Annotated in this window: 8 protein-coding genes and 1 riboswitch; of the genes, 5 read left to right on the top strand and 3 right to left on the bottom strand. The window is 72.1% G+C overall.

Going from position 1 to position 11,619, the window contains the following annotated elements:
- Nucleotides 1-7: 7 nt before the first annotated feature.
- Both RZ84_RS21880 and RZ84_RS21875 read left to right on the top strand, forming a co-directional pair.
- Nucleotides 8-841 carry an alpha/beta fold hydrolase gene (locus RZ84_RS21880; protein WP_043265708.1) on the top strand — a complete coding sequence of 278 codons (834 nt, stop codon included), beginning with the start codon at nucleotides 8-10 and terminating at the stop codon, nucleotides 839-841.
- A gap of 247 nt (nucleotides 842-1,088) precedes the next feature.
- Entirely contained in the window at nucleotides 1,089-2,672 is a 1,584-nt protein-coding gene (locus RZ84_RS21875; protein ID WP_043265707.1) for a M23 family metallopeptidase, read from the top strand.
- A 45-nt stretch (nucleotides 2,673-2,717) separates the two neighbouring features.
- Here RZ84_RS21875 and pcrA read toward each other — a convergent pair whose 3' ends face one another.
- A complete protein-coding gene (pcrA, locus tag RZ84_RS21870) occupies nucleotides 2,718-5,258 on the bottom strand; it encodes a DNA helicase PcrA (RefSeq protein ID WP_043265706.1) in 2,541 nt (846 codons plus the stop codon).
- Nucleotides 5,259-5,591: 333 nt separating this feature from the next.
- Nucleotides 5,592-5,776, top strand: a riboswitch (cyclic di-AMP (ydaO/yuaA leader).
- A gap of 7 nt (nucleotides 5,777-5,783) precedes the next feature.
- On the opposite strand from pcrA, the gene RZ84_RS21865 reads away from it, so the two are divergent.
- Nucleotides 5,784-6,902, top strand: a complete 1,119-nt coding sequence (locus RZ84_RS21865) for a C40 family peptidase (protein WP_043265705.1) — start codon at nucleotides 5,784-5,786, stop codon at nucleotides 6,900-6,902.
- A gap of 394 nt (nucleotides 6,903-7,296) precedes the next feature.
- Here RZ84_RS21865 and RZ84_RS21860 read toward each other — a convergent pair whose 3' ends face one another.
- A complete protein-coding gene (locus tag RZ84_RS21860) occupies nucleotides 7,297-7,650 on the bottom strand; it encodes a hypothetical protein (RefSeq protein ID WP_043265704.1) in 354 nt (117 codons plus the stop codon).
- A 276-nt stretch (nucleotides 7,651-7,926) separates the two neighbouring features.
- Between RZ84_RS21860 and RZ84_RS39125 the strand changes: the two genes are divergently transcribed.
- Both RZ84_RS39125 and RZ84_RS36895 read left to right on the top strand, forming a co-directional pair.
- Entirely contained in the window at nucleotides 7,927-8,073 is a 147-nt protein-coding gene (locus tag RZ84_RS39125; protein ID WP_157878877.1) for a hypothetical protein, read from the top strand.
- On the top strand, nucleotides 8,070-9,086 hold the full coding sequence (locus tag RZ84_RS36895; RefSeq protein ID WP_052230082.1) for a C40 family peptidase: 1,017 nt from the start codon (nucleotides 8,070-8,072) through the stop codon (nucleotides 9,084-9,086). The genes RZ84_RS39125 and RZ84_RS36895 overlap by 4 nt, the downstream gene beginning before the upstream one ends.
- A 261-nt stretch (nucleotides 9,087-9,347) precedes the next feature.
- Here RZ84_RS36895 and RZ84_RS21845 read toward each other — a convergent pair whose 3' ends face one another.
- On the bottom strand, nucleotides 9,348-11,162 hold the full coding sequence (locus RZ84_RS21845; protein WP_241777805.1) for a thiamine pyrophosphate-dependent enzyme: 1,815 nt from the start codon (nucleotides 11,160-11,162) through the stop codon (nucleotides 9,348-9,350).
- Nucleotides 11,163-11,619 lie beyond the last annotated feature (457 nt).

Genomic DNA, 11,619 nt, shown 5'->3' with positions numbered 1-11,619 from the left:
GTCGGCCATGGGGGCTCTGCCTGTTCTCACCGCACCGCTTCTCCTCCGCAGCACGCTCGTGGAGCTGGCGATCCTGGCCGGCCATCTCCTCCTCTACCCGACCGGCATCGCCCAGGAAGCACCCCTCCCCCCGGCGCGGGGACGGTCCGCGCCGGACGGCGCCACCGCTCCGGGCGCGCCCGCCCTCCTCCCCACCGAGGGCCGCGCCCATCCGCCGGTCCTGCTGCTCCACGGTTTCATCGACAACCGCTCGGTCTTCGTGCTGCTGCGCCGCTCCCTCCACCGCCACGGCTGGCGCCATGTCGAGGCGCTCAACTACTCCCCCCTGACCTGCGATCTGCGCAACGCCGCCGAGTTGCTGAGCCGCCACGTGGACGAGGTGTGCGCACGTACCGGCCACCGGCGGGTGGACATCGTGGGCCACAGCCTCGGCGGCCTGATAGCCCGCTATTACGTGCAGCGCCTCGGCGGCGACGCCCGTGTCCGTACGCTGATCACGCTCGGCACACCGCACTCCGGCACCCGTATCGCGCCCCTGATGTCGGCGCATCCCATCGTCCGGCAAATGCGCCCGGATTCCGATGTGATCGCGGAGTTGGCGCGCCCGGCGGCGCATTGCCGAACGCGGTTCGTCGCGTTCTGGAGCGAAGCGGATCAGGTGATGGTGCCGGCGGAGACCGCCAGAATCGATCACCCCGATTTGCGCGCGGACAACATCCGGGTCGCCGGGGTCGGGCATCTCGCACTGCCGGTCAACGGCACCGTGGCGGCCGGTATAAGGAATTCCCTGACCTCGGCGGAGACGGCACAATCGGCCGGCACGGCCATTTCGGTGGCCTGACGGCCGGCGCCGTTCGGTGAAAGTCCGGCCGGCGTCCGGCGGTTCTCGTCGGCACCTTGTCGGCACCTTGTCGCCGCTTTGTCGAACGTTCTTCGAACGACGCGCCAAGAGCGCGCGAGCGCGCTGCCGGAAGGCGGCCGGCCGCCCCATCCCGCCGAGCCCGAAAGTCCCGGAAGATTGTCGCCGTCGCGTACTGCCGGGTACAGTCGCCGCTAATTCTCCTGCAGCCGAGGCGAAAGAGAAGTTGGTGGACGACCGTCACCCATCAGGGGCTCAGCTTCACCCCGCCCCTGCTCCGGATGCCTCCTGTGCACAGCCCCCGGCATACGGCGACGGTGACGCCCTCTACGGCCCGCTCCCCGGCTCGTACGACCAGGGGCCCTACGGCACCGGCGGCCACCCGGCCGACGTTCAGGCCACCGCCGGGTACGGCACGGGCAGTTACCCCACCACCTACGACGCCGGTGGCTACGGCACCGCCGGCTACGACCCGTACGCCCACACCGCCTACGACTCCCCCGGCTACGACACCGGCGCCTACGACGCCACCGCCTACGAGCACACCGGCAGTTACGACAGCGCGGCCTACGCCGGCTACCCCGGCGGGTCCGGGTACGACACCGGGAATCACCCCACCGGCACGTACCACAACGGCAGTTACCCCTCCGCCGCGTACGAGACCGGTACCTACGCCACCACCGGCTACGAGACCGCCACCGCCCTCCGGGAACCCGGCGGCCACGAGGCCACGGCCATCTGGTCCACCGCGGACTACGCCCCCGGCATCCCCGCGCAGGCCGGCCCGCCGGCGGCCGACACGGTCCAGTGGGACGCCACGGCCTGGAGCGACACCGGCACCTACGGCACCGCCGAGAGCGCCCAACACGACTCCGTCGCCTACGAGTACGACAGCCCAGAGGAGGCGGCGCCCCCGCAGGCCGCCCCGGATGCCGACCCCGCCGCCGAGCCGAGAACCACCGGTGATCCGGCGTCCATCGCCGATGCGAAGACCCAGGCCATGCCCGTCGCCGCCCCGGCCCCGGCCGCCGCCTCCCGGCGCGTCAAGAGCCCCGAGGCGGGCAAGGCGGTCCGCGGCGGCGGCCGGGGGCGGCGGCGCCCGGCGAAGCGTTCGGCGCTGCTGACCGTCGCGGTACCGTCGGTCGCCGCGATGGGTGTCTGTGCGGCTGCCGCCGCCTCCGTCGGCCAGTTCGGCAAGGACAACTCGACCACGCAGGCCACGGCGGACAGCGGATCCGTCAAGAAGGCCGCCCCGGCCAACAAGAAGCTGGACAGCCAGCTCGCCGGACTCAGCGCCAGCGCCCAGGACTTCCGCGAACGGGCCAGCCGCACGCAGGAGCGTCTCGACCTCAAGGAGCGGCAGGCGCAGGAGCGCAAGCGCAAGGCGGAGGAGGCCGCCGCCAAGGAGGCGGCCCGCCCCAAGTTCGTCCTGCCGGTCACCCAGCACGGACTGAGCGCGCTCTTCGGACAGGCCGGTGTCAACTGGATGTCGGTGCACACCGGCATCGACTTCCCGGTCAGCTACGGCACCCCGGTCATGGCCGCCACCGACGGCTCCGTGCGCACCCAGTGGAACTCCGCCTACGGGAACATGGTGATCGTGACCGCGCCCGACGGGACCGAGACGTGGTACTGCCATCTGAGCAGCGCCAAGATCCGTTCCGGATCGGTCAAGGCCGGCGACCAGATTGCCTATTCCGGCAACTCCGGCAATTCCACCGGCCCGCATCTGCACTTCGAGGTGCGCCCCGGTGGCGGATCGGCCGTCGACCCGCTCCCGTGGCTGCGCGGCCACGATCTCAACCCGTACTGAGGCCGCGGTCGGTGAAGTCGCCCGCGGGCGCTACCACTTCTCCCGCTACAACTTCTCCACCGGCGCATACCGCAGCAGCAGCCGCTTCGGCTTCTCGCCGCCGAAGTCGATCGTCGCCTCGGCGTTGTCGCCGCTGCCCTTGACGCCGACGACCGTGCCGAGTCCGAAGCTGTCGTGGGTGACGCGGTCGCCGACGGCCAGCGAGACCACCTGGCGGTCCTTCGCGCGCCGGGTGGCGAAACCGCTCGGCCCCTTGGAGCGCGCGGACGACAGCGAGGAGCCCACGCCCCCACCGAGGCCGCCGCCGGACGAGAGGCCGCCCATCGAGGCGGACGGCGTCGCGGGGCCGCTGCCCAGTGGGGACAGCCGCCGCCACTCGACATAGTCGTCCGGGATCTCCTCCAGGAAGCGCGAGGCCGGGTTGTACGAGGGCTGGCCCCAGGCGCTGCGCATCGTCGAGCGGGTGACGTAGAGCCGCTCGCGGGCGCGGGTGATGCCGACATAGGCCAGCCGGCGCTCCTCCTCCAGCTCCTTGGTCTGGCCCAGCGAGCGCATGTGCGGGAAGACCCCGTCCTCCATGCCGGTCAGGAAGACGACGGGGAACTCCAGGCCCTTGGCGGTGTGCAGCGTCATGAGGGTGATGACGCCGGTGCCCTCCTCGTCCTCGTCCGGGATCTGGTCGGAGTCGGCGACCAGCGCGACCTGCTCCAGGAAGTCGGAGAGCGTACCGCCCGGGGCGGCGGCGCCCGGAGTCTCCGCCTCCGCACCGCGGTCCTGCTCGAACTCCAGGGCCACGGAGGCGAGTTCCTGGAGGTTCTCGATCCGGGTCTCGTCCTGGGGGTCGGTGGACGCCTGGAGCTCGGCCAGATAGCCGGTACGCTCCAGGACCGCCTCCAGGATCGTGGCGGGGCCGGCCCCGGACTCCACGATCGTGCGCAGCTCCTCCATCAGGACGTTGAACCGCTTGACGGCGTTGGCGGAGCGGGCGGCCATCCCGTACGCCTCGTCGACGCGGCGCAGCGCCTGCGGGAAGGTGATCTTCTCGCGCGCCGACAGGGCGTCGATCATGGCCTCGGCGCGCTCGCCGATGCCGCGCTTGGGGACGTTGAGGATCCGGCGCAGCGGGACGGTGTCCTCGGGGTTGGCGAGCACCCGGAGGTAGGCGAGGATGTCGCGGACCTCTTTGCGCTCGTAGAAGCGCACACCGCCGACGACCTTGTAGGGCAGCCCGACCCGGATGAAGATCTCCTCGAAGACACGGGACTGGGCGTTGGTGCGGTAGAACACCGCGACGTCGCCGGCCTTGGCGTCGCCGGCGTCGGTGAGCCGGTCGATCTCGTCGGCGACGAACTGGGCCTCGTCGTGCTCGGTGTCGGCGACATAGCCGGTGATCTTGGCGCCGGCGCCGGCGTCCGTCCAGAGGTTCTTGGGGCGGCGGTTCTCGTTGCGCTCGATGACGGCGTTGGCGGCCGAGAGGATCGTCTGGGAGGAGCGGTAGTTCTGCTCCAGCAGGATCGTGGTCGCGTCGGGATAGTCCTCCTCGAACTGGAGGATGTTGCGGATCGTGGCGCCGCGGAAGGCGTAGATCGACTGGTCCGCGTCACCGACCACGCACAGCTCGGCGGCGGGCGTCTCGGCCGATGGGGGTCCCCCCGCGCGAGCGGAGCCGAGCGTGGGGGAGGGGCCGACCAGCTCGCGGACGAGGGTGTACTGGGCGTGGTTGGTGTCCTGGTACTCGTCGACGAGGACGTGGCGGAAGCGGCGGCGGTAGTGCTCGGCGACGTCCGGGAACGCCTGGAGCAGATTGACCGTCGTCATGATGATGTCGTCGAAGTCCAGGGCGTTGGCCTCGCGGAGCCGCGCCTGGTACATCGCGTACGCCTCGGCCAGCGTCTTCTCGAAACCGTCGGCCGCCGTCCCGGCGAAGCTCTCCTCGTCGATGAGCTCGTTCTTGAGGTTGGAGATCTTCGCGCTGAACGACTTGGGCGGGAAGCGCTTGGGGTCCAGATCCAGATCACGGCAGACCAGGGCCATCAGGCGCTTGGAGTCGGCCGCGTCGTAGATCGAGAAGGACGACGTGAAGCCGAGCTTCTTGGACTCGCGGCGCAGGATGCGGACGCAGGCGCTGTGGAAGGTGGAGACCCACATGGCACCCGCGCGAGGACCGACCAGCTCGGCCACGCGCTCCTTCATCTCGCCGGCGGCCTTGTTGGTGAAGGTGATCGCGAGGATCTGGCCGGGATGGACATGCCGCTCGGCCAGCAGATGCGCGATGCGGTGGGTCAGCACCCGGGTCTTGCCGGAACCCGCGCCGGCGACGATCAGCAGCGGGCTGCCGGTGTGCACCACGGCCGCCCGCTGCTGGTCGTTGAGCCCCTCCAGGAGCGCCGCCGGGTCGATGGCCGGGCGGGCGGCGCCGTCGCGGTAGTACGCCTCCCTGGGCACGGGCGCGTCGAATCTGCCGCCGAAGAGGTCAGCGGGCATCTCCTCCGGGGCCGGGCCGTGCTCGTCCTCGGGGGGCGGCGGGGGCTCCTCGTCCGAGGGCCCGAGGTCCGCCAGGAAGCTGTCGTCAAAGAGGCTGCTCATCGCCCACCGAGTCTAGGCCGCCGCACTGACAAGCGGTTGCGGAGTGGCCGATTGCGGCGGGGAATCGGGGCGCGGACGTCCCGGCGGCGACCCGCCGGGCCCGGTGCGGAGCGCGCTCCCGAGCCCTCCGTACGCGGCGCGACCGGGCACCGTACCAGCCCGCGCGCAGGAGGGGCCGCCCGTGGACGACTTCCATCACAGGGAAGCAGGAGCCGCGTTCAGGTCACGAAAAGGTTTCGGGCATATCGAACATCAGCCTTCACAGGAGCCACACGAGTTGGCTACGGTCTCGCTCGGGCAGCCCGCTCTCCCCGCGGACGACAGCGTCCGCACGGGCCGCCTCCGCCGAGTCCGGCCTGCCGTCAGGCACCCGGAGCCGGGGACCCACCAGCACCACCGGGGTGAATCGATCGGTACGGCCGTCGCCAGGCGGACGTACGGACCGTAGGGCAAGCCTTCCGTCAGCACCACCGCCCGAACCCGACAGCTAACCCGGTAGGCGGTCCACGGAAGGAGTCGCCGGCCTTGGCGTCGCACCGCAAGCCGCGAACCCACATACTCACCTCGCCCGGCAGCCGCCGCACCGCCGCCGGGCTCACCACCGCCGCCCTCGCCTCGGTGACCCTGCTCTCGCAGACCGCCGACGCGGCCCCCACGGCACCGAAGCCGTCCATCGAGGACGTCAAGCAGAAGGTCGACGGCCTCTACCAGCAGGCCGAGGTCGCCACCCAGAAGTACAACGCCGCCAAGGAGAAGGCGGACGGCCAGCAGCGGACCGTGAACCGCCTGCTCGACGAGGCCGCCAAGCGCGCGGAGAAGATGAACGAATCCCGGCGCGAGCTGGGCACCTTCGCCTCGGCCCAGTACCAGACGGGCGGCATGAATCCGACGGCGCAGCTGATGCTCGCCAAGGACCCGCAGCAGTTCGTCGACCGCAACCACCTCATGGAGCGGCTGACCGGCCGGCAGAAGCAGGCGATCACCGGCTACGAGCAGCAGGCCGCGGCGGCGGCACGGCAGCGGGCCGAGGCGACCCGCAGCCTGGAGAGCCTCCAGCAGTCCCAGGCGTCCCTCAAGGAGAACAAGCAGTCGGTGCAGGCCAAACTGGCCGAGGCCCGGCAGCTGCTGGCCCGGCTGACCGCCCAGGAGAAGGCGCGGCTGGCCGAACTGGAGCGCCAGAAGGAGCAGGAGGCCCAGCGCAAGGCCGCGGAACTGGCGCGCCAGCAGGCCCAGAAGCAGCACCAGCACCCCGGCGGCTCGGGCACCGGCTCCGGCTCGTCCGACAGCAGCCCCTCCACCAAGGCCGAGAAGGCGCTCGCCTTCGCCCGCGCCCAGATGGGCAAGCCGTACGTCTGGGGCGCCACCGGACCGGCCTCCTACGACTGCTCGGGCCTGACGCAGGCCGCGTGGCGGGCCGCCGGAGTCGACCTGCCGCGGACGACCTGGGACCAGGTCAAGACCGGCACCCGGATCGCCACCGGCGACCTCCAGCCCGGCGACCTGGTGTTCTTCTTCAACGACATCAGCCACGTCGGGATGTACATCGGCGACGGCAAGATGATCCACGCCCCGCACCCGGGCGCCAGCGTCCGCGTGGAGTCGATCTACTACATGCCGATCTACGGAAGCGTCCGGCCCGGCTAGCGGAAGCGTCCGGCCCGGCCCGGACAGAGATCCGGGCCGGACAGAGATCCGGGCCGGACGGAGGTCCGGCCGGTCTGAAGTTCCGGCCTGTCTGGAGGTCGGGCCCCGCTGGAGGTCCGGCCAGGACCTCCAGCGGGGCGAGAGCGGGCCGCGGCAGCTCCGCAAGACCGGGGCCGTTCCTCGGTTCGGCTCGGCGGGCGGCCTCCGGACGAGCTCCCACGCTCCCCGAACACCCCCCACACCCCACCCCCCACACGCCACCGCGCGGTCACCGTCCGCCTCCGGGAACGGAGCGGGATGACCGCGCGGTGAGTCGTCTGCGGCGGGTCCGCGGCGGGCGTCGCAGCCGGGGTCCGGCGGAGTCCGCCGGGGTCCCGTCTGGGTCCGCCGGGGCTCAGGTCCAGAGGACCGCGATGAAGATGTTGAGCATCGTGAGCCCGCCGACCGTGCCGAAGAGCGGCTTGGCGATCTTCTCCTCGTCCCGCTTGACGTAGACCAGCGCCAGGATCACCACCAGGACAGCGATCTTGATGCCGATCTTGATGTTGTTGACCGGGTGGTCCTGCACCTGGTTCAGGCCGACCAGCGCGACGCCGGTGACCAGCATCGTCAGCGCACCGTGCAGCATGCCCGGCACAAAGCGGGCGGTGCCCGCGCCCATCGCCTTCATCTGGGTCAGAAAACCGCCGAGCAGGGCGGCGATGCCGATGATGTGCAGGGCGACGAAGATATTGATTACTACGTCCATAGTGGTGGATCGTAGCCGCCCCATAGCACGGCCTTTCCGGCAGGGCGCCCGCAATCACCGCATCGGTCACGGCAGTCCGCGCCCGGCCGCCCGGCGCCGGAACCCCGGTCACCCTCGTACGCTCCGCGGTCGGAAACGAACAATGCCGGGCAACCAGGCGCCCACCCGTGACGCCCGCGCCTAACGTCCTCCTCCAGGCGACCGCCGGCGCAGCGTCGGCTATCGGCGACGGCCGCAGTCACCGTCAGGGTTGCTGTCACCGTCACGGTCGCTGTCATGGCAGCGGTCGCCGTCACGGTCGCGGTCGCCGTCGCGGTTGCTGTCATGGCAGCGGTCGCCGTCAGGGTTGCCGTCATGGCAGCGGTCGCGGTCACGGTCGCGTCCATCCTGACGCGTCCGTTCGCTCCCCAGGGAAGGAAGTGACGACCCCCGTGGCGTCGCACCGCACGACCCGAGTCCGCACCACCGCCCCGCCGGCCCGCACGGACGCCGCCGTCACCGCCCCCGACGCCGCCGTCACCGCCCCCGACGGCGCCGGCCGGGCCGAGCCCGGCACCAGTTCCGCCACCCGGTACCGCACGGGAGCGGACCCGGCCGTACGGCCGCTGACCGTACGCCTGCCACTGTCCACGGACCCGCAACGCTGCCTGGACGGCGCCACGGTCCTGGAGCGCACGGGCAGCCCCCAGGCGACCGCAGTGGCCGGTTACGCGCGCCGGCTCGGCAGCATCCACCGGCTACACCGCCGCCGAGCAGGGGCCAACCCAGCACAGCTACAGGAGCCCGAGACCACCGCAACACACCTACCGGAGACCGGGGCCGCAGGTAATCGCCTACCGGAGACCGGTGCCACCGCCAGCGGTCACCTGCCGGAGGCCGGGACAACAAGTGAGCACCTGCCGGAGACCGGGACAACAAGGGGACACCTGTCGGAGACCAGAGCCACAAGGGGGCACTTGCCGGAGGCCAGGATCGGGGCCGCCCTCGTAGGCCAACGGACGGCCACCTTCCGGACGTTGGGAAACGCCGAGGATCCACGCGACCGCCCGGGCCCGGTCCCGGGGCAGCGCCGACGGGCGGCCCCCGACCCCCGTGCCGCCCGGGCCGTCTCCTTCGCCTACGCCGCGCTCGGCAAGCCCTATGCATGGGGCGCGACCGGCCCGTCCGCGTACGACTGCTCGGGACTGGTCCAGGCCGCCTGGAAGTCCGGCGGTGTCACGCTGCCCCGCACCACCTACACCCAGATCAACGCGGGCCCCCGCATCGACAGCTCCCAACTCGCCCCCGGCGACCTGGTGTTCTTCCACTCCGGCATCAGCCACGTCGGGATCTACATCGGCGACGGCAAGATGATCCACGCCCCGCACCCGGGAGCACCGGTCCGCATCTCACCGATCGACCACCTGCCGTTCGCCGGAGCGACCCGCCCGGGCTAGGGCCTGGCGCCCGCAGCAAGCACCTTTTCAGATTTCAGACCACTTCCCCCTCCCCCTCCCCCCTTCCCCGCCCACCCCCACCCCGCCTCCCCAAGGCACCGCCGCCGGGCCCCTCTTCCCGGCACACCTCCGCCGGGGATGTCCCATCCGCCTCGCGCCCCCATGCAGCGTCTTACGACCCGGCTCGGGACAGCCCGATCCCGCGCACCGTTCACCCCCCGTACCGTTCACCCCCACGCACCGTTCAACCCCACGCACCGTTCAATAGAGCGTCGACTCCTCCCTCCGCACCGGTATCTCCAGCAGCAACGGTCCGTCCTCCGGGCGCCGCCGCAGTGCCCGGTCCAGTTCGCCGGGCAACTCGGCGGCACCGGCGGCGCGGTGGGACGGGCAGCCGAACGACGCCGCCAGGCCCGCGAAGTCGATCCCGCCCAGCGCCGTGCCCGGTACATCCGTCAGGCCGATCCGCCGCCCCAGCGCCGCGACCGCCTCGTAACCGCCGTTGTCGAGCAGGACGAAGGTGACCGGTGCGCGGTGCCGTACGGCGGTCCACAGCGCCTGTACGGAATACATCGCCGACCCGTCGCCCAGTACGCACACCACCCGCTCACCGGATCCGGCCGCCAGCGCCCGCCCCACCGCGAGCGGCAGGCCCCAGCCCAGCGTGCCGTTCCCGGTGGTCAGGAATCCGCCGGCCCGCTCGATGGGCACCCGGGCGTGGAGGTCATCGCGGTGGCTGGGCGCCTCCTCCACCAGCACCGCGCCATCCGGCAACCGCTCGCGCAGCAGATCGAGCACATGCCCGGCCGGTATCGGATCGGCGGGCGGTATGGCGGCGGGCCGCGGCCGGACGGGCGGCAGGGAACGGCCCCCTCCCTGCGCTCCGGCGTCATCCCCGTGCGTACCGCCAGGCACTCCGGCGGCATCCCCATGCGTACCGCCGGCCGCCGGTCCGACCGCCCGGACAAGCCCCGTCAGCGCCCGCACGGCGGGCCGCAGCGTCGTCAGGATGCTCGTCCCCACCGGCAGCCAGGCCGCCTGCTCGGGATCGCAGTCCAGGTGGTACAGCACCGAACCGTCCCCCAGCAGACCGGAGTTGGCCGACGGGCCGCCGCCCCCGTATGCCGGGTCGAGGTCGGAGTCGGAGTCAGAGTCCGGGTCAGGGACCTGGACGTGGTACGTGAACAGCGGCGCCCCCAGCGCCACGATCAGGTCGTGCCCGGCCAGCCGGTCCGCCAGCCGGTCCCGGACGGGCGGGAGGAAGCCCTGGAACAAGGGGTGGGTCTCGGGGAATCCGGAGCGCCCGGACAACGGGCCGATGTACACGGCGGCGCGCGCCCGCTCGGCCAGTGCCACCACATCGCTTCCGGCGCCCTCGTTCTCCACCCCGGGGCCGACGACCAGTGCGGGGCGCCGGGCGGCGTCCAGCGCCGCGGCCAGCTCGGCGAGCGCGGCCGGGTCGGCGCTGAACGCGTCGTACACCGCGCGCGGTGGCACCGGGGCGGCCGGGCAGTCCCAGTCGTCCTCCGGGACGGAGAGGAAGACGGGACCCCGCGGATGCGTCATCGCGACCCGGTACGCCTCCGCGAACGCGGCCGGTACGTCCTGGCCGCGCGCGGGCTGCCGGCTCCACTTCACATACGGCCGCGGGAACTGCTCGGGCTCGTCCGCCCCCAGGAACGGCCGGTACGGCAGCAACGCCCGCGACTGCTGCCCGGCGAGGACCACCAACGGCACCCGGTCCCGATAGGCGTTGACCACCGCGCCGAGCGCATGCCCCACCCCACCTGCCGAATGCAGAACGGCCAGGCTGGCCCGTCCCGTGCCCAGCGCGTGCCCGGCCGCCATCGCCACGACGGTCGACTCCTGCAACCCGAGCACGAACCGCAGGTCCTCGGGCCAGTCCCGGAGCAGCCGCAGCTCGGTGGAGCCGGGGTTCCCGAACACGGTGTCCATACCGACGTGGCGACAGAAGTCGATCACCGCGTCCCGCACGCTGCCGGGAGCCCGCCCCCGACGCACCGCCCTGCGCCCCTCTCGTCCCTCGGAGCCGCCGTCCACGGCATCTCCGTCCACCGGCCCTTCGTCAACGATGCCTCCGCCCACGGCACTTCCGCCCGCACCGCCGCACGGCGTCGCGCGGCCACCGGAGTTCGTCATCGCCGCCCCCTGACCGCCCGGCCTTCGCCCGGCGCTCTGCTCGCGCCGCCACCTCTCGGCCGCCGCCTCCCACAGCCGTCACCCCCTCTGTGCCCGTCGAGCCGCCGCACGACCCGGGTGTTCCGCGCCGCCGCCGTGAACTCCGGTTTGCGCGTGGTGTGGCCGGCGCCGGGACCGCCCTGCAGCACCGCTGTCGTCGGCCGCTTCCTCATCTCCGGCCCGTCCGCGACGAGTTGCTCGCCTTGCTCGCCCCCGACGTCGCGGTACGGTCGCTCCCCGCCACCGATATCGATCCGCATCGGTCCTCCCCCGGTCCTGTCCGTTGCCTCGGTCACGCGTAACAACGCGTCGCGGCGCGCATTCGTGCCGTGTT

The organism is Streptomyces sp. CT34 (genome assembly GCF_000805335.1).
In the GTDB taxonomy this organism is placed as follows: Bacteria; Actinomycetota; Actinomycetes; order Streptomycetales; family Streptomycetaceae; genus Streptomyces.
Note: the sequence above shows the minus strand (reverse complement) of the source record. Positions and strands in the feature narration are given on the sequence as shown.